We start from the raw sequence: 16,650 nt of genomic DNA on the forward strand, positions 1-16,650 counted from the left end.
CCATGAGCACAGCCCTCGCCGCGTTCATTGTCCGTCTCGCGGGCGCCCTCTTCGTCCTCATGGCCTGCGCAAGCCTCGCCGGATGCACGACCTTGGAGCCTCAGGTCGCCCTGCCGCGCGCCGACGAGGACGGCCTGATGCAGGAAGTGGCCTTCCAGACGGAGGGCACGCTCGACCGGCTGCGCGAGCAGGACAGCCGTGTCGCCGCCATAGCCTATCGCCTGAATCTGGCGAACACCGCGCTTTGTCCGCGGACCGGACCCCAGGCCGGCGTGGTGCTCCACGACGCCCTGCAATATGGGACCGATATCCGGCCTTACGCGCGGCGCTATTTCGGTCTTGGGGACTTTCCGGCCGTCCTCGCCGTCGTCGCTGGCGGCCCGGCCGATCGCGCCGGCGTGCGCGCCGGCGACAGCCTCCTCGCCATCAACGGCCAGGCCACGCCCGAGCGCGCCGCGCCGCAGCCCGACGCCAGTCCCCCCAGCTACGACGGCCTGGACCGGGCCAGGAAGCAGTTCGACGCCGCGCTACGCCTCGGGCCGGCGCGGTTGACCCTGCGGCGAGGGGGACAGGAGGTGACGGTGGTTCTGACGCCGCAGCCGGGCTGTGACTACGACTTCCAGCTGATCCCCTCGCGGGAGCTTGGCGCCTCGGCGAATGGAACCACCGTGTTCGTGACCACCGCGATGGTCCTGTACGCCGCGAGCGATGACGATCTGGCCGTTGTCCTGGGGCATGAGATGGCCCACAACGTCATGCAGCATCAGCTGCGAATTGCGACCGGCGGCCTGGGCGGCCGGCTTCTGGGCAATCTCGGATCGACGCCAGCCGCCCTGCGGATCGCCGAGCGGGAGGCCGACTACGTCGGCCTCTACCTGACCACCCGGGCCGGCTATGATATGGGCGGCGCGCAGCGGTTCTGGCGGCGGTTCGGAGCCGACTACGCAAACGCCCGTGACGGCGGCTGGTCCCATCCCGGCTCCCTCGACCGTTCCACGACGCTCGGCGTCGCCGTCAAGGAGATCGAGGCCAAGCAAAGAGCCGGCGAACCTTTGATCCCTCGCCCGACAGCGACCAGCCCCGACGACGCCAGCCGAAGTGGCGGCCGGAGTGGCGGCGGACGCTGACGCTCAACCCACAAATGTCAGGCGGACAGCTGTTGTGATCCGCTGTCGAACGACAGGCCGGTGCGGCTGGCCAGGGCGTCGATGGCGGCGATGCGGGCGGACAGGCGCTGGCGATGCGCCTGCAGCAGGTCCGCCAGGAACCCTTGCGAGCCACCGGCCGGCGATGCGTCGGCTTGGCTGAGGGCGGCGATGTCGTCGAGGCTGACGCCGATGGCGCGGAGCTCGGCGATCTGGGCCAGGCGTTCGAGGGCGGCGGCGTCGAAGGTGCGGATGTCGCGGGCGTCGCGCTGGCCCTCGATCAGGCCGCGCTGCTCATAGAAGCGGATGGCCCGGATGGTCAGGCCGGTCAGGCGGGCGGCGCGGCCGATCGAGATGCGCGTGGCGATGGAGGGCTTGAGGCGGGCCGGGGCGATGTAGGTCATGGCGAACTCTCTGCTCAGGGCGGGGCCATTTCGGCGAGGTAGTCGAGGAGGGCCGCGCCGAAGTCGGTGTTCTGGTCGCCGGCCACCATGTGGCGGGCGCCGGGGACCAGGATGGTGCGGCCCTGCGGCATCAGGGTCTCGAAACTGGCCTGCTCGGCCGGGCCGACGATCTCGCTGTGCTCGCCGCGGACCAGCAGGGTCGGGGCGGTGATCGCGCGGGCGGCGGCGGCCAGGCTGTCGCCGGCGGCCAGGCGGTCGCGCGCCGTCACCGCCATGAAGGCCGGGTCCCAGTGCCAGTAGAGGCGGCCATCCCGCCGGCGCAGGTTCTTCATCAGCCCCTCGGGGTTGGACGGGCGCGGCCGGTGCGGCAGGTAGGCGGCGACGGCGTCGGCGGCCTCCTCGATGGTCGCGAACCCTTCGGGGGCCGAGGCCATGAAGGCCATGATGTGGTCGGCGCCCTGGGCTGGAGGGCTGGGGGTAATGTCGACCAGGATCAAGGCCCGGACCTCGCCCGGCTTGGCGCGCGCCGCGGCCAGCAGGGCCGCCATGCCGCCGAGCGAGGCGCCGACCAGCACCATGGGCCTCGCCACATGGGCCATGACCGCCGAGACGTCGCCGGCGAAGGCGGCCAGTTCGTAGTCGCGGTCAGCCGCCCAGCCGCTGTCGCCATGGCCGCGCAGGTCCATGGACAGCGCATGATAGCCCCGCGCGCCGAGCATGCGGGCGGTCGCCCCCCAGGCGTGGCGGGTCTGGCCGCCGCCATGCAGCAGCAGGACCGGGGCGGCGGCGAGGTCGCCGTGACGGTCGATGGCCAGCGGCAGGCCGCCATGGCCGATGAAGCGATGCGTGCTCACAGGCCCAGCACCGCCTTGGCCATGATGTTGCGCTGGATCTCGTTGGTCCCGGCGTAGATCGAGCCGGCCCGGTCGTTGAGATACTTGGCCGCCACCGTCCAGCTGTAGTCGGGCCCGACCCCGTCCCCCTGCGGCGGCGGAACGAAGCCCGGCGTCGGCCCGCCCGGCGAGACCATGTGCGGCTGATGGACCCCAGCGTAGGCGCCGGCCCCGGCCAGGGCGATCTCGGTCAGGCGCTGGCTCAGTTCCGTGCCGACCGTCTTGAGGATGGAGGACTCCGGCCCCGGCGCGCCGCCGACCGACAGGGCCGACATCACCCGAAGCTCGATGGCCGCCAGCGCCTCGACCTGCACGGCCGCCTCGGCCAGTTGGCGGCGCAGCGCCCTGCCCTCGCCGTCCGACGGGTCCGGAAACTGGGCCTCCAGAATGGCCGCCGCCTTGGCGATACGCGCCTTCATGCCCGGGCTGGCGACGCCGCCGCCGCGCTCGAACTGCATGAGATATTTGGCCACCGTCCAGCCCTGGCCGACGGGACCGACGGCATTGGCCTTCGGCACGCGGACGTCGGTGAAGAAGACGTGGTTCTGGATATGCTCGCCCGACAGGGAAACGATGGGGGTGACCTCGACGCCGGGGCTGGCCATGTCGATCAGCAGGAAGGTGATGCCCTTCTGCGGGATCTCCTCCCTGGCCGTGCGGACCAGGCAGAAGATCCAGTTGGCCTCGTGCGCATGGGTCGTCCACAGCTTGTGGCCGGTGCAGACGAAGTCGTCGCCGTCCTCCACCGCGCTCATCTGCAGTGTGGCCAGGTCCGAGCCCGACTGCGGCTCAGAATAGCCCTGGCACCAGAAGTCCTCGCCGCTGAGCATGCGGGGCAGGAAATACGCCTGCTGCGCCGGCGTCCCGTGGCCGATCAGCACCGGCCCGCACATGCCGATACCCATCGGCGAGACCGGCGGGGCGCCGGCCGCCGCCATCTCGGTGGCGAAGATGTAGCGCTGGCTGACCGACCAGCCGCAGCCGCCGAATTCCACCGGCCAGGCCGGGGCGGCCCAGCCCCGCGCATGCAGAATCTTCTGCCAGGCCATGCCGACGGCATAGTCGGCGTAGACGCTGGTCAGGCTGTTTCCCGCCCGGCGCAGCGCCGGCGTCAGCTCGGCCGCGAGAAAGGCCCGCACCTCGTCGCGGAAAGCGAGGTCCTCGGCGCTCCAGTCGATGTTCATGCGGTGTCCTCCAGCCATCCCGCGCTCAGTCTGCGCTGCTTGGCGTTGGGGAAGACCAGAGGCCGGATCGGATCTGCGCATCATGTTCGCCGAGCGTCGGCGCCGGCCCCGCCTCGGCCACCGGAACCCCGAAACGCACCGGCGGCGCCATGTCCAGCCAGCCGCCCTCGGTCGGGTGCTGGCGCCGGCGGAAGAAGCCGGTCTCCACCAGGTGCGGGTCGCTGGCGACCTCGGCCAGGTCGCGCACCGCCATGGCCGGCAGCCGGGCCGCCCGGCAGCGGGCCAGCCAGTCGGCGGTCGCCCGGGCCGGCGTCAGGGTCCCGACCAGCCGGTAGAGCTCGCTCATGTTACGGCCGCGACCGGCCGGGGTGTCGAGCGGTGGAACGGCCAAGATATCGGACCGGCCGAGCACCTCGAACAGGGCGACGATGGCTTCGTCCGTATAGGGCACGATGCTGATATGGCCGTCGGCGGTCGGGAACGGCTGGCGGTGCGGATCGAGCTGGCGGGGATAGCCGACCTCGCCGACCGGCGGATCGAAGGCGGCTCCGAACAGGTGCTCCTTGAGCATGAAGTGGCTGAAGGCCTCGAACATCGGCACCTCGACGAACTGCCCCTCCCCGGTCCGCTGGCGGTGGAACAGGGCGGCCAGGGCGGCATAGGCGCCGTGCAGGCCGGCCACCTTGTCGGCGATCAGCGAAGGCATGTAGCGCGGCGTCGGATCACCATCGACCCGGGAGGCCAGGCTGGCCGTGCCGGTCGCCGCCTGGATGATGTCGTCATAGGCCTGCAGGTCGGCGTAGGGGCCGCCCGCGCCGAAGCCGGTGCAGTGCAGGTAGACGATGTCCGGCTTGATCGCCGATACCGCCTCATAGCCGAAGCCCAGCGCCTCGATGGCCTTGAGCCGCAGGTTGTGGATGAAGAGGTCGGCCCCGGCGATCAGCTCGCGCAGCACCGCCTGGTCGGCCGGCGCCTTCAGGTCGAGGACGATGGAGGACTTGCCCCGGTTCAGCCCCATATGGACCGGCCCCATGCCCCGGGTCACGGCCGGCTTGCCGACGTGGCGCATGGTGTCGCCGCCGGGCGCCTCGACCTTGATCACCTGGGCTCCAAGATCGGCCAGGGTCTGGGTGGCGTAGGGACCGAACACCACGGTGGTCAGGTCCAGCACTTTGATGTCTTCGAGCAGGTTGGGCATGGCTCCAGATACACGAAGAAGCGGGACGCATGGAAAAGCAGCCGCGCAGTCGCCTGCGCGGCTGAAGGAACTCCGGCGGGGGGAAACGTCAGGAAACAGGGAGACCGCCGCCGGCCGTGAGGATCAGAACTTCATGGAGAACTCGAGGATGATCTCGCGCGGGTTCTCGACAAAGGCCGACATGTCGCTGAGCACCCCGACCGCCGTGCCGGTGCCGGTGCCGCCGGTGAAGGGGATGTCGTTGGCGCTGGTGACGACATACTCCTCGGTCAGGTTGCGGCCGATCAAGGAAACCTTCCACCGGTCGCCCGGCCCGAACAGCACCACCGACCCATCGACCTTGGTGTAGGCGTCCTGCACCGCGTCGGGCCGCAGGGTGTCGGTGAAATTGTACTCCGAGGTGTAGCTGAGGTCGCCGTTGAGCTGCAGGCTCCAGTCGCCGAACACCGCCGTCTCGTAGGTGGCGCCCAGGCGAGCGCCCCATTCGGGAGCCTTGGGCGGGGTGCGGCCGCTATAGTCCTGGCTGGTGAAGGCTCCGCCGCTGGGCAGCAGGTTGCAGCCGTCGGCGATCGTCTGGCCGCCGTAGCACTGGCCGACATAGTTGTCGTACTCGGCCTTGTTGTAGGCCAGGGCCCCGCGGATGGAGAGGCCCTCGACGGGCGTCCAGTCGAAGTCGGTCTCGATGCCCTGGGTGCGCAGCTCGCCGGCGTTGGCGACCACCTGGCCGATGGTGACGGGATCGAAGTTCTGCACCTGCAGGTCTTCGTAGAGGAAGTCGTAGATGGTCGCGTTGAAGGTCAGGGCGCCGTCAAACAGGATGGCGCGGTAGCCGGCTTCCCAGCCCTTGGCCGTCTCGCTGCCGAACTGGCCGGCGGCCACGGAGGCGGCGGGGGTCAGCGACTGGGAGATGTTGAAGCCGCCGGTCTTGAAGCCCTCCTTGTAGGAGACGTAGAGCGAGCTGTCGGTCGTCGGCTTGTAGCGCAGGGTGGCCTGGGGCGAGACGTTCTCGTCGCTGAATTCGTCGCTGAGCTTGATGTTGCCCGGGAAGAAGCCGGCGAAGGCGATGTGGCCCGGCAGCGAGCGCTGGTAGCTGTTGCGCTCCTCGCGGCTCCAGCGGGCCCCGCCCGACAGTTCCCACTGCTCGGCGATGTCATAGGTCAGGTCGAAGAACACCGACTGGGTGCTGCCGGTGAAGCCGTTGTCGCGCCGGAAGGTGACATAGGTGCCGTTGATCGGGTCCAGCGGCACCGGGAAGATGTAGGCGTCGGTGTTGAAGGTGAAGTCGTTGGTCGAGCCGAACACCCCGAACATCACGTTCACCGGTCCGTCGAACTTGGTCGAGACGCGGATTTCCTCGGCCAGCTGGCTGTATTTGGCCAGCTGGCTGAACGAGGCCGGATAGCCCTCGCCGCCGACATTGTTCAGATCGCTCTGCTTGAAGCGGTAGTAGGAGGTGATCGAGGTCACGTCGAACAGGTCGAACTCCGCCGTGCCGGTCAGGATGGCGAACTGCGAGCTGAGGTCGGCGTAGATCGAGCCGTCGCCGGCGTAGCGCATGGTGGCGGCCACCTCGCGCGGCAGGTCCGAGCCGTCCGCGCGGCCATTGATCCGGCAGTCGGCGTTGGGGCTGGGCGGGATGCCGTTGGAGGTGGCCGGGGTGGTGCGGCCGCCGCCGCAGATGCGCTCCAGCACATCGGTCGGGCCGCCGTCCTTCTGGTGGGTGGCGCCGACCTTCAGCGCCAGCTCGAAATTGTCGGTCGGATTGTATTCCAGGGTCAAGCGACCGCTGGCGGTCGTGCCGAATCCGCGCCGGTCGTCCGTCCGACGCCGCTCCAGGCCGAAGGGCTGCGGATAGACCTTGGCGGCGGTGTTGTCGAAGGCCCCCTGGCCGTCGGACAGCCGTACGGCGATCCGGGCCCGCCACTGGTCGGACAACGGGCCGGAGATGAAACCCTCGCCATAGACCTCGTTGGCCTCAAAGCCGTAGCCGGTCTTGAAGCCGGCCTCGAAGGTGTCGGTCGGGCCCTTGGTGACGACGCTGATCAGGCCGCCGGTGGCGTTCTTGCCGTAGAACAGGGCCTGAGGGCCCTTCAGCACCTCGATGCGCTGCACGTCGTACTGGCTGAGCGAGATCTCGCGGCCACGGCTCATCGGCAGGCCGTCGACGTTGAACGACACCGACTGGTCGAAGCCGGCGCTCAGCGCCGTCGAGCCGACGCCGCGCAGGAAGATGCTGGCCGAGGAGCCCGAGGCCGCACGTCCGGCGACCATGGTCGGCACCAGGGTGGCCATGTCGGTGAAGTCGGTGACCGCCATGGCCTCCAGCTTGGCGCCGGTGACGGCGGTGATGGCCACCGGGGTGTCGACCAGCCGCTCGTCGCGGCGACGGGCGCTGACGATGATCTCATCGACCGTGTCACCGGCGGCCGGCGCGGGCGTCGTGTCCTGCGCGAAGGCGGCCAGCGGAACCATGGCGGTGGTGGCGAACGCGAGCGCCGCGAGGCTGAACTTCCGAGACATCTGACCCTCCCTTGAATGTTTGTCAGCGGCGGGTCGGCGGGTCGAAACCATAGCCTTGCGCCTCTGGCGGACGTCTTCGCGTCCTGCCCCCTGAACCTCGGTCCGGATTAATCTAATGTCAATAGGCTAGAAGACGTTGGATGGCCGATTTTCAGTAGCGGAGCCCTCACTGATCCCCACCGATCCAACGGTCGGCAACGTCAATTTCTCCCGCGTTATCAGTGATTTTTGACATCCGCGCGGGCGGCGCGGCATTACCGATGACAGGTAGTTTTTATGGAAGATTTGTGGCAAGAAAGTCCCGCGCGCCACCGGTCGGCGAGCCGGCGGCAACCTCCGGCTGCGCGGATGACCGGCGCGCTTATTCTATGATAGTTCGATTTTGGCCCGCCGGGGTTGGAATCGGGCCAGCGAGGCTTCCGCTTTGGGACGACCGACAAAGACGATGATCACCCGCGACAGCGCCACCCGCGCAGCGCTGGACGTGGTCGACCGCCAGGGTCTGGACGGTTTCAGCCTCGACCTGGTCGCCCGCCAGCTGGGCGTGCGGGCCCCGTCGCTCTACCACCACTTCAAGGACAAGGCCGAGCTGCTGGCCGAGGTGGCGCGCTTCGTGATGCTGGACCTCGACCTGCCGACGGACGGCGAGTCGGCCTCCTGGGAAGAGGCCATGGTGGCCATCTGCGTGGTCACCCGGCGGGCCCTGCTCAAACATCCCAACGCCGCGCCCCTGTTCCTGCAGTTCTTCCCCCGCCACCTGATGCTGGCCGCCTACGACCGCTGGATCGGCGCCTGCCCCTATCCGGTCGAGGTGCAGATGGTTCTGCTCGAGGGCACGGAGAAACTCACCTACGCCTCGGTCCTGTTCGAGGCCGCGGCCCGCTCCCGCGGCCTGCCAGCCATGCCCGCCTTCGACCCCGCCCGCCTGCCCAACCTGGCCCGCGCCATGGCCGCCAATCCCTTCGATGCGGAAGGCGTTTTCGAACAGACCATCCGCACGTATCTCGCGGGTTTCGGCGGCGAGGGCGCCGGCGGGGCGGTGCTGGCGGGGGCGTCGTCGGGGCGGTTGCGGGTAAGGGTCAAGGCACTGCGGGAACCGGCGGAATAGCCACTCTCCCCGCCGCGCTACTGCCAAGTCTGATTTCGCCCTCATAGCCGACCCAGGCCAGATTGAAGATGTCCGCGTTCGTGGGTTGCCGGTCCATACTCGGTCGGCCAGGTCGAGCATGGACCGGTGCTTGAAATCAAACTGTGGGAACGGTCCCGCCGTCGATGACGAACTCGGCGCCGTGAATCGCCGCGGCGCGCTCCGAGGCGAGATAGGCGATGAGGTCGGCCACCTCTCGGGGTTCGGCGGCCCGCCCGATCGGGATGCCGCCCAGGCTGTCGAGGACGACCTGCCGCGCCTCCTCGATCGTGCCGCCATTGGCCGCCTGCAGGCGCTTCAGCAGGTCGACGGAGGACTCGGTCATGATCCAGCCGGGTGAGACGACATTGATCCGTACGCCCTTGGGACCAAGCTCCCGCGACAGCGACTTGCTGTAGGTCTTCAGGGCCGCCTTGGCGGCGGCATAGGCGGTGGTGGCCTCGGGAAGGGGCAGGACCGACTGGATCGAGGTGACATGCACGACCGCGCCGGCGCCCCGCTCGATCATCTGCGGGATCAGCAGGCGGTCAAGGCGGACGGTCGCCAGCAGGTTCAGGTTCAGCTCCGCGAGCCAGTGGTCCTCGGTCAGGGCGACGAAGCCGCCGCCCGGCGCCGACGATCCGCCGATCACATGGGCGAGGATGTCGATGCCGCCCAGGCGTTCGATGGCCGCCTGGGCCAAGGCCTCGCCGCCCTCTGGCTTGGTCAGGTCGGCCCCAACGAATTCGACGCCGGCGATGGGTTCCAGGGAGCCGCGAGCGGCGGTGATCACCCTTGCGCCGCCGGCCACGAAGCGGTCGACCGTCGCGCGGCCCAGGCCCTTGCTGCCGCCGCTGACCAGCACGCGCTTTCCGGCGAACTCTGTGGGATCAGGCTTGAGGGTCACAGCGTGATCTCCAGGGCCTTGATGGCGTCACCCTCGAGCGTGAAGCGATAGGTGAAGCGTATCGGGCTGCCAGGGAAGTCGCCGTGGGCGGGGCCTTCGACAACGACCTTGCCGTCCTCGTGGCGGACGGCGTCCGGGGTGAAAATCGCCCTGACCGCGACCACCTCGTCCCTGAACAGCGTCCGCAGCGCTTCATGGCCCCGGTGACGTTTTCCGTTGTCGATGAGCACCGCGTCAGCGGCGAAGGTCTCGACCAGGGCGTCCGCGTCCAGGCGGGCGTTGGCGGTCACGTAGGCGGCGATGGGCGGGGGAAGGTCTGGCGACATGGCGTTGTCCTGTATGCCGCGCTCGCGGCCGGGGCGGCGGCGACTGCGCTTGTCAGGCAAACTAGCGATGGACAGTCGGCACGATAATCGGGACGATCCGGGACGTTTCATCGCGAAAAGCAGGATAATGGCGCCCAGTCCCCTGACCGAACTCGACGCCGTGCTGATGGTCGCCCGCTGCGGCAAGTTCCGGGCGGCGGCGCTCGAGCTCGGTGTCTCGACGACCGCGCTCAGCAACATGGTCGGAAAGCTGGAGCGCACGCTTGGGGTCCGGCTCTTCAACCGCACGACGCGGAGCGTCTCCCTGACGGAGGCGGGCCGGAAGTTCGTCGCGCAGGTCGCTCCCGCCGTACGGGACATCCATGAGGCGATGGAAGTCGCGCGCGCTCAGCAGGCCACGCCATCGGGCACGTTGCGGATCAATGCCTTTCCCACGGCGGCGCGCGAGATCTTCTCCTGGCTTGTCCTGCCCTTCCTGCGGGCCCACCCCCAGGTTCACATCGACATCGTGACCGAGGGTCGCCTCGTGGACATCGTGGCGGGCGGCTTCGACCTCGGCGTTCGCAGCGCGGACCTGGTGCCCGTCGACATGATCGCCCTGCCGTTGGGCGTGGCGCGGCGCAATGTCGTGGTCGCGACGCCGAGCTATCTGGAAGCGCATGGGACGCCCGTGGTCCCCCAGGATCTGTTGCGGCACGCCTGCCTGCGCGTCCGGCTGCCCAATGGGGCCATCTACCGCTGGCCGTTCGAGAAGGCTGGCCAGTCTGTCCATATCGATGTCGATGGCGCCATCACCCTCGACGAGGCGAGCCTCGCAAGGACCGCCGCCCTCGCCTCGCTGGGCCTTACGCTGGCGATGGAGTCCGACGTGCGCGAGGACATCGAGGCTGGCCGTCTCGTGCGCGTGCTCGAGGACTGGACGCCGGCCCTGTCGCCCCTCAGCCTCTACTATCCGAGCCGGCGCAACCCGACCGCCGCCTTCAAGGCCTTTATCGACTTCGCGCGCCGGCATGATGCGACCAGCGGCCCCTCGGCTGGCCGATAGACCAGGATGCGCCAGAAGCGGGCGGGGACGGCGTCAAGCGTGACGCGGCCTGCGTCGCTCGGCTAGGCCGCCAACCCCACCCGCTCCCTCATCCGCAAAATGATGTCCGCCGCCCGCCAGGCCATGGCCATGGTCGGCCCGTTGGTGTTCCCCGACGGGATGACCGGCATCACCGAGGTGTCCATCACCCGCAGCCCCTCGACCCCGCGCACCTTCAGCTCCGGATCGACCACCGACCCCTCGTCGCCCCCCATCCGGCAGCTGCCCACCGCATGGTAGCCACAGGTGCCGAACCGGTCGTAAGCCTCCAAAATCTGAGCATCCGTCTCATACCCCGGCCCCGGCATCGTCTCCTCGACGATCAGCTCCGCCAGGGGCGACTGCGCCGCGTACCGGCGCACGGCCCGCACCGCCCCGACCATCACGTCCCGGTCCTCCTGTGTCGACCGGTAGTTGGGCTCCAGCATTGGCGGCGCGTTCGGGTCGCGCGAGTTGATGTGGATCCGCCCGCGCGACGACGGCCGCAGCGGATAGGTGACCACGTTCATGCCCGGAAACGGCTCCAGCGCCGTCCGCTGCTTTTCCATATCGAAGCTGAACGGGGCCAGCAGGAACTGGGCGTCCGGCCGGTTCAACCCGGGCCGGGTCTTGAACCAGGCGCCGATCTCATAGGCGGCCGAGGACATCGGCCCGTCCTTGGTCAGGTAATACTGCAGCGTCGACTTCAGCAGCCGCCAGCCGCTGAACTCCCGGTTCTGCGACAGCTCCCGGTTCAGCTTCCACTGCACGATGATGCCGCGGTGCTCGCTGAGCCCCTCGCCGACCGCCGGGCTGGCCGCGACCAGCGGGATGTCCAGCGCCGCCAGCCGCGCCGGATCGCCGACCCCGGAGCGTTCCAGCACCCCCGGGCTCGACATCGCCCCGCAGCAGAGGATGACCTCGCCGGCCGCCCGCACGGTGCGGGTCTGGCCGCCCTGCTGGTACTCGACCCCGACCGCCCGCCGGCCCTCGAACACCACCCGGTCGACCACCGCGTCGGTGATGACCGTCAGGTTCGGCCGGCTGGCCGCCGGTTTCAGGAAGGCCTCGGCGGCGCTCTGGCGGCGGCCCTTGTGGATGGTGCGCGGCGCATAGCCGATGCCCTCGGCGTCGTCGGGCTGGTTGACGTCATCCTTGACCGGCCAGCCGAGCGCCGCGCCGGCGGCGATCATCGCCTCGCTCAGCCTGTCCTTCAGCGTCGGCAGCGAAATCTTCAACGGCCCGGAGCCGCCGCGCGTCGGCGCCGCCCCCAGCTCATGGCCCTCCAGCGCCGCATAGGCCGCGCCGATATGGTCCCAGCTCCAGTCGTCGCTGGTCCCTTCGGCCAGGGCGTCGAAGTCGGACGGCTGGCCGCGCACATACATCATGCCGTTGACCGAGCTCGACCCGCCCAGCACACGGCCCCGCACCCACACCTCCGGCTGGCCGCCGGTCCCTTCCTCGGGGGCGCTGGTGTAGACCCAGAGGTGGCTGGGGTCGGCCATCACCTTGGCCAGGCCCTTGGGCATGAAGATGAAGGGGTGCCTGTCGCGCGGCCCCGCCTCGATCAGCGCCACCTTGAGCGACGGGTCCTCCGACAGCCGGTAGGCCAGGACGCAGCCGGCCGCCCCGGCCCCGACGATGACGTAGTCGTAGTCGGCCATGGCGTTTCCCTCAGGCGGCCTGGGCGGCGGCGGCCGACCAGCGCAGCGGCAGCGCGGTCAGGCTCATCACCATCCCCGCCCGAAATTGCGGGGTAAAGCCCTCGGCGACCGTGAAGGCGGGGATCTGCCTGATCCATTCCTCGGCCAGGATGCGCATCTCCATCCGCGCCAGGTTGTGGCCCAGGCACAGGTGCGGCCCGACCGAAAAGGTCAGCAGGCGGCGGTTCTCGCGCGCCACGTCGATGGTCGTGGCCTCGGCGTTCTCGCGCTCGTCGCGGCCCAGCTGGCTGTTGAGGCAGACGACCATCTCGCCGGCCTTGAAGCTGACCCCGAACCGCTCGCAGTCCTGGTTGACCATACGCGGCACGTTGACGACGCCGAACAGCCGCAGGCCTTCCTCGACGAAGCCGGCAACGGCCGACGGATCGGCCGCCAGCCGCGCCTGCAGGGCCGGATCGGCCGCCAGCGCCCGCCAGCTGAAGGTCATGACGTTGACCACCGTATCCAGCCCGGCCAGGAACAGCAGGAAGCACATCGACTGAATCTCTTCGGTGGACAGTGGCCGGCCCTCGACCTGGGCGTCCAGCAGCACAGAGATGATGTCGTCGCGCCGGTCATTGCGCCGGGCCTCGATCAGCTCGGTGAGCTCGCCGATGATGGCGCCGGCCAGGGCCATGCGCTCGGCCTCCGGGATGTCCTTGAAGAAGCGGTCGGCCAGCTCGCGGAACTTGTCGAAGCGGTCAAACGGGATGCCCATCATCTCCATGAAGATGGTCACCGGGAAGCGCGAGGCGACATCGTCCAGGAAGTTGCAGGCGCCCTTGGCCGCCACCTGCTCGACGAAGTGCCGGGCCCAGGCCCGCATGGCCGGCTCGCGCGCGGCGATGGCCTTGGGCGCGAAGTAGGGCATCAGGATCTGGCGATAGTTCAGGCTGACCGGCGGATCCATGGTCAGCGGGATCAGCATGATGGGGTTCTCGATGCGCGGAATCTCCATCTCGCGGGCCGAGAAGAAGGCGTGGTCCTTGAGAATCTCGGCCGCGGTGTCGAAGTGGCTGACCACCCAATGGCCGCCGTTCAGCGGCGTCCAGAAGACGTCCGGCGCGGCGGCGATGATGCCGGCGAAACCCGCGTGCAGGTCGCCGCGCAGGCGCGGGTCGTCATAGAGGTCGAATTCGAAAACCCGGTCGGCCGGGATATGAGCGGGCACGGGGCTGGCGGTCATCGCGGTATCCTCCTCGCGCCGGGCGGACCTCTTGAGGGGGTCTCGTCTCGGCTTGAAAACTATGTGGCATAGGTTTTTTGGATGCGCAACTCCCTGTTGGATGCGGCGCATCCGGCGGGATGGCCGACCACGTTCACCATTCCCGTGACAATGAACCTATTGACCGTAGGTTTCAGTTGCGCCTAGTCTGACGGCGACAACAAGAGGAGGAGGAGCGACGATGGACGCAGCCGACCTGACCGCTGACACCGCGCCCGCGCCCCGCAAGGTTGCGACCCTGGACAGCCTGAGCCCCGGCCAGATTCGCGCCATCCGCTCGATCCCGCCGCATGAGCAGGCCCACGTCCCGGCCATCGACAGCCGCCGCCCGGTCGGCATCTTCGTCGATCCCGAGCACTACAGACTTGAGCAGCTGACCCTGTTCCGCCGCGCCCCCGTGCCGGTGTCGCTGTCGTCCATGCTGCCCGAGCCGAAGATGTTCCTGGCCGTCGACGGCTACGGCCCGCCGCTGCTGCTCAGCCGCGATGGGCAGGGCAAGGTCCACGCCTTCCTCAACGCCTGCCAGCACAAGGGCAGCAAGGTCGTCGAGCGCTGCGACGCCTTCAAGGCCGGCCGCGTCAGCTGCCCCTACCACGCCTGGACCTACGGCGCGGATGGCGCCCTGATCGGCATCCCGCGCCATGAGACCTTCCCCACCGTCGACAAGGCCGACCACGGCCTGGCCGAGCTGCCCAGCCTGGAGGCCGGCGGCTTCATCTGGGTGATGCTGGACCGCGAGGCGCCGGCCGACTTCAGCGGCGTCACCGACGACCTGGTCGAGGATTTCGAGGCCCTGGGCCTGCCCACGGCCCACATCTTCGGCAAGGCGACCCACCACCTGGACGCCAACTGGAAGCTGGTCGTCGAGCCCTTCCTGGAGGGCTATCATGTGCAGCGCCTGCACGCGGCCTCGATCGGCGACCTGTTCGCCGACACGCCCAACGCCGTCGACCGCCTGGGCCCGCACCTGCGCCAGATCTCCGGCAAGGCCAACTTCGAGCCCGAGATGCTCGACCTGCCCGGCGAGAACATCCACAAGACGGTGACCCACGCCTATCTGGTGTTTCCCAACACCATCATCGTCACCAGCCCCTACTACATCAATGTCATGATCATCATGCCGAACGGGGTGAACCGCTCGACCGTCGACTACTTCATGCTGACCCCCGGCCCCGCCGACAACGACAAGGCCCGCGACCTCTACCAGCGGTCCTTCGACCTGATGCAGAAGGTGTTCGGCACCGAAGATTTCCGCGCCGCCTGCATCTCGCAGCAGGGGCTGGAGTCCGGGGCCTTGAAGGAAGTGGTCTACGGTGGCCTGGAGCAGCAGATTCCGGTCTTCTACGAAACGGTCGAACGCTACCTGGACGCCGGCCGCGCCTAGCCAAACTACCGTCATTAGATAATAGTCGAAAAATGGCGCCGCCAGAGCGCCGCCCAAGGGAGACAACCGTGAGCCAGACGCTCAGCAGCGCCATCGCCTGGTGGTCGAAGCTCACGCCGGACACGGTGGCGATCAACCTCGGCGGCGAGGCCCTGACCTACCGCGACTGGTACGACTGGTCGGGCCGCGTCGCTGTCGACCTCATCGACCGCGGCGTGAGGCCCGGCGACCGGGTGGCGGTGCTGGCCGCCAACTCCATGGACTACGTCGCCCTGATCCTGGGCATTCTTCGCGCCGGCGCCATCGTCCTGCCGGTCAACATCCGGCTCACCGCCCACGAGATCGCCGAGATTCTCGAGGACGGCGACCCCGCCCTGCAGGTGGCCGACGACGACCGCCACGACCGCCTGTCGGAATCCCGGCGCCAGACCGTCAACATCACCCACATCCGCACGCTGAAAACCGGCCCCAAAACCGACCCCGGCGTCGACCTCGACCCGGACGCTCCGGTGGTGATCATCTCGACCAGCGGCTCGACCGCCAAACCCAAGGGCGTGGTCTTCACCAACCGCTCGATGACCTCCTACGCCGCCGAGTTCGCCATCGCCGAACCGGCCTGCGCCAAGGGCAGCCGGGTGATCATCCTGTCGCCCTTCGCCACCTCCGCCGGCTTCGTGCAGCTGATGCACTACACCACGCTGGGCTGCACCCTCTATGTCGAACCGACCTTCGACCCCGAACGCACCCTCTGGCTGCTGGAGCATGAGCGGATCAACCTGTTCGGCGGCGTGCCGGTCTTCTTCGAACGCGTCGCCGCCTGCCCCGGCTGGGCGGCGGCCGACCTCTCCGACCTGCGCCTCGTCACGGTCGGTGGGGCGCGGGTCAGCAAGGCCCTGCTCGACACCTGGATGGCCAAGGGCAAGGTGATCCGCCAGATCTACGGCCAGACCGAGATCGGCGGCAACGGCACCATCATGCCGGCCGACCTGGCCCCCCTCTACCCCGAGAAATGCGGTCGCGGCGGCGTCTTCACCGAGCTGCGCATCATCGGCGACGACGGCGAGACCCTGCCCCCCAACACCCCCGGCGAGATCCTCATGCGCGGCCCCGGCATGATGCGGGGCTACTGGAACAATCCGGAGGCCACCGCCCTGGCCATTCGCGATGGCTGGCTCTACACCGGCGACATCGGCATGCTGGACGAGGACGGCCTGCTGACCTTCATCGACCGCCAGAAGGACATCATCATCTCCGGCGGGCTGAACATCTCCGCCGCCGAGGTGGAGCGGGCGATCAGCGAGTTCGAGGGGGTCGAGGAGGTGGTGGTCATCTCCGCCGACGACCAGCGCTTCGGCGAAACGCCAATGGCGGTGCTGTTCGCCAACCGGCCCATCGTCGTCGAGGCCCTGGTCGCCCACTGCAACAGCCGCCTGGCCGACTACAAGGTGCCCCGCTACGTCGTCGTCGAGGACGAGCCCCTGCCCCGCCTGGCCACCGGCAAGCTCTCCAAGCCGGCCGTGCGGCTGAAGTGGCAGGCCGCCGCCGCCGACCTGCCCCGCGTGCGCTGAAGGA

14 protein-coding genes are annotated in these 16,650 nt (G+C 68.9%); 5 read left to right on the forward strand and 9 right to left on the reverse strand.

Annotated features, from left to right (window positions below; all coding sequences use genetic code 11):
- Positions 1-2: 2 nt before the first annotated feature.
- Positions 3-1,127 carry a M48 family metalloprotease gene (locus AC1RSK_RS15390; protein WP_492908453.1) on the forward strand — a complete coding sequence of 375 codons (1,125 nt, stop codon included), beginning with the start codon at positions 3-5 and terminating at the stop codon, positions 1,125-1,127.
- Positions 1,128-1,144: 17 nt separating this feature from the next.
- Here AC1RSK_RS15390 and AC1RSK_RS15395 read toward each other — a convergent pair whose 3' ends face one another.
- From AC1RSK_RS15395 to AC1RSK_RS15415, 5 genes are all read right to left on the reverse strand, one after another.
- The gene (locus AC1RSK_RS15395) at positions 1,145-1,549 is read right to left on the reverse strand and encodes a MerR family transcriptional regulator (protein ID WP_492908454.1); all 405 of its coding nucleotides are present in this window, start codon (positions 1,547-1,549) and stop codon (positions 1,145-1,147) included.
- Between the two features lie 14 nt (positions 1,550-1,563).
- A complete protein-coding gene (locus AC1RSK_RS15400; RefSeq protein WP_492908455.1) occupies positions 1,564-2,403 on the reverse strand; it encodes an alpha/beta fold hydrolase in 840 nt (279 codons plus the stop codon).
- Entirely contained in the window at positions 2,400-3,626 is a 1,227-nt protein-coding gene (locus AC1RSK_RS15405; RefSeq protein WP_492908456.1) for an acyl-CoA dehydrogenase family protein, read from the reverse strand. The genes AC1RSK_RS15400 and AC1RSK_RS15405 overlap by 4 nt, the downstream gene beginning before the upstream one ends.
- A 25-nt stretch (positions 3,627-3,651) precedes the next feature.
- Entirely contained in the window at positions 3,652-4,824 is a 1,173-nt protein-coding gene (locus AC1RSK_RS15410; protein ID WP_492908457.1) for a CaiB/BaiF CoA transferase family protein, read from the reverse strand.
- Positions 4,825-4,947: 123 nt separating this feature from the next.
- Positions 4,948-7,344, reverse strand: coding sequence for a TonB-dependent receptor (locus tag AC1RSK_RS15415; RefSeq protein WP_492908458.1), 2,397 nt, complete (start codon positions 7,342-7,344; stop codon positions 4,948-4,950).
- A gap of 445 nt (positions 7,345-7,789) precedes the next feature.
- Here AC1RSK_RS15415 and AC1RSK_RS15420 point away from each other — a divergent pair, with 445 nt between their 5' ends.
- On the forward strand, positions 7,790-8,452 hold the full coding sequence (locus AC1RSK_RS15420; protein WP_492908459.1) for a TetR/AcrR family transcriptional regulator: 663 nt from the start codon (positions 7,790-7,792) through the stop codon (positions 8,450-8,452).
- Positions 8,453-8,588: 136 nt separating this feature from the next.
- Here AC1RSK_RS15420 and AC1RSK_RS15425 read toward each other — a convergent pair whose 3' ends face one another.
- Positions 8,589-9,377 (reverse strand): SDR family oxidoreductase, encoded by a 789-nt coding sequence (locus tag AC1RSK_RS15425; protein ID WP_492908461.1) that lies wholly within the window; start codon positions 9,375-9,377, stop codon positions 8,589-8,591.
- The gene (locus AC1RSK_RS15430) at positions 9,374-9,703 is read right to left on the reverse strand and encodes a nuclear transport factor 2 family protein (protein WP_492908462.1); all 330 of its coding nucleotides are present in this window, start codon (positions 9,701-9,703) and stop codon (positions 9,374-9,376) included. Before AC1RSK_RS15430 ends, AC1RSK_RS15425 begins: the two co-directional genes overlap by 4 nt.
- A gap of 127 nt (positions 9,704-9,830) precedes the next feature.
- Between AC1RSK_RS15430 and AC1RSK_RS15435 the strand changes: the two genes are divergently transcribed.
- Positions 9,831-10,748 (forward strand): LysR family transcriptional regulator, encoded by a 918-nt coding sequence (locus AC1RSK_RS15435; protein WP_492908463.1) that lies wholly within the window; start codon positions 9,831-9,833, stop codon positions 10,746-10,748.
- Between the two features lie 62 nt (positions 10,749-10,810).
- Here the strand turns inward: AC1RSK_RS15435 and AC1RSK_RS15440 are convergent, their stop codons facing one another.
- A complete protein-coding gene (locus tag AC1RSK_RS15440; RefSeq protein ID WP_492908464.1) occupies positions 10,811-12,430 on the reverse strand; it encodes a GMC family oxidoreductase in 1,620 nt (539 codons plus the stop codon).
- Positions 12,431-12,440: 10 nt separating this feature from the next.
- The gene (locus AC1RSK_RS15445) at positions 12,441-13,655 is read right to left on the reverse strand and encodes a cytochrome P450 (protein WP_492908465.1); all 1,215 of its coding nucleotides are present in this window, start codon (positions 13,653-13,655) and stop codon (positions 12,441-12,443) included.
- Between the two features lie 220 nt (positions 13,656-13,875).
- On the opposite strand from AC1RSK_RS15445, the gene AC1RSK_RS15450 reads away from it, so the two are divergent.
- Together AC1RSK_RS15450 and AC1RSK_RS15455 are read left to right on the forward strand one after the other, a co-directional pair.
- Complete coding sequence (locus tag AC1RSK_RS15450) at positions 13,876-15,078, forward strand: aromatic ring-hydroxylating oxygenase subunit alpha (protein WP_492908466.1); 1,203 nt, start codon at positions 13,876-13,878, stop codon at positions 15,076-15,078.
- A gap of 68 nt (positions 15,079-15,146) precedes the next feature.
- A complete protein-coding gene (locus tag AC1RSK_RS15455; protein ID WP_492908467.1) occupies positions 15,147-16,646 on the forward strand; it encodes a class I adenylate-forming enzyme family protein in 1,500 nt (499 codons plus the stop codon).
- Positions 16,647-16,650: the final 4 nt, after the last annotated feature.

The sequence above is a fragment of the Caulobacter sp. GW821-FHT11A05 genome, assembly GCF_058809015.1.

Bases quoted from the DNA above. Each gene is read 5' to 3' on its own strand.
- AC1RSK_RS15390 (WP_492908453.1), top strand. From the start codon at position 3: ATGAGCACAGCCCTCGCCGCGTTCATTGTCCGTCTCGCGGGCGCCCTC.
- AC1RSK_RS15395 (WP_492908454.1), bottom strand. From the start codon at position 1,549: ATGACCTACATCGCCCCGGCCCGCCTCAAGCCCTCCATCGCCACGCGC.
- AC1RSK_RS15405 (WP_492908456.1), bottom strand. From the start codon at position 3,626: ATGAACATCGACTGGAGCGCCGAGGACCTCGCTTTCCGCGACGAGGTG.
- AC1RSK_RS15410 (WP_492908457.1), bottom strand. From the start codon at position 4,824: ATGCCCAACCTGCTCGAAGACATCAAAGTGCTGGACCTGACCACCGTG.
- AC1RSK_RS15415 (WP_492908458.1), bottom strand. From the start codon at position 7,344: ATGTCTCGGAAGTTCAGCCTCGCGGCGCTCGCGTTCGCCACCACCGCC.
- AC1RSK_RS15420 (WP_492908459.1), top strand. From the start codon at position 7,790: ATGATCACCCGCGACAGCGCCACCCGCGCAGCGCTGGACGTGGTCGAC.
- AC1RSK_RS15430 (WP_492908462.1), bottom strand. From the start codon at position 9,703: ATGTCGCCAGACCTTCCCCCGCCCATCGCCGCCTACGTGACCGCCAAC.
- AC1RSK_RS15435 (WP_492908463.1), top strand. From the start codon at position 9,831: ATGGCGCCCAGTCCCCTGACCGAACTCGACGCCGTGCTGATGGTCGCC.
- AC1RSK_RS15440 (WP_492908464.1), bottom strand. From the start codon at position 12,430: ATGGCCGACTACGACTACGTCATCGTCGGGGCCGGGGCGGCCGGCTGC.
- AC1RSK_RS15445 (WP_492908465.1), bottom strand. From the start codon at position 13,655: ATGACCGCCAGCCCCGTGCCCGCTCATATCCCGGCCGACCGGGTTTTC.
- AC1RSK_RS15450 (WP_492908466.1), top strand. From the start codon at position 13,876: ATGGACGCAGCCGACCTGACCGCTGACACCGCGCCCGCGCCCCGCAAG.